Consider the following 1,002-nt stretch of genomic DNA (forward strand, 5'->3'; position numbering starts at 1 on the left):
AGCGGAAGTCCGCCGGCGTGCTGACCGGACTGTAATAAAGCCCGTATTCAAAGCAAATCTTACAGTCCGTTACGTTCCAGCCGAACAAGCCCTGCTCCAGCCCGTAACGGATACCATCCCTGACAGCGTTTTGAAAACTCTGGTTCAAGTATCCCAGCGAAACCCGGCTCTCGTATTGTACACCGGAGCCAAGCGGGAGTGGTGTAACAGACAGTCCGATGGATGCCCAAAACGGGTTGGGCGGCACCTCGATATGGATGGTGTGGCTGGCTGCTTTGAGCGGCCGCTCCATATAAATGACGGTGGGTTCCTTTACCACTGTTTCAAGCTTGTATTTTTCCGACAGCAAAGCGGAAACAACCTCCAACTGCACCCGGCCCAAAAAAGAAAGAATGATCTCATGGGTGATGGAATCCACCTCGCAGCGCAAAAGCGGGTCAGTATCCGCAAGTTGCGTAAGAGCGTCCAGCAGCCGTTCTCTTTGCGCTGCCGTTTTCGGCGCAATCGACGTCCGCAGCATGGGGAGGGGGTCCTCACGCCACCTTTTACGAGGGAGCCGGGTTGGGTCCCCTAATACATCGTTTAACCTCACGCTGTCGCTGGGAAGGATAACAATTTCACCCGGATAAGCGGTGTCTGTCCGAACAATTTCCCCTTTGGATGGAATACGCATCTCTGTGATTTTCAGCTTTTCTCTCCCGGCCAGGGCCACCGTATCCCGCAGGCGCAGCGTTCCGCTGTATAGCCGTAGATAGACACGCCGCTGGCCGCAATCTGTATACTCCACCTTGAAAACGCTGCCGCATAGGGCGGCGCTCCCCTGTTCCCCAATCGGTTGGAACAGCCCTGTCACCGCATCCATCAACGGTTGAATGCCAAGGCCCTTTTTGGCGCTGCCATAATAGACCGGGAACAGGGAGGCGTCTTGAACCCGCCGCTGTTCCTCCCGCACAAGTTTTTCCCGGCTGATTGGTTCTCCTGCGATATACTTTTCCAATAATT

The 1,002-nt window shown here is 55.0% G+C and carries 1 pseudogene; it reads right to left on the minus strand.

The window, feature by feature from the left end:
- Positions 1 to 1,002: pseudogene (locus ACTNEN_RS13290) on the minus strand (tetracycline resistance ribosomal protection protein Tet(W)); the annotation flags it as partial.

The sequence above is a fragment of the Oribacterium sp. HCP28S3_H8 genome (assembly GCF_052064775.1).
Lineage (GTDB): Bacteria > Bacillota > Clostridia > Lachnospirales > Lachnospiraceae > Oribacterium.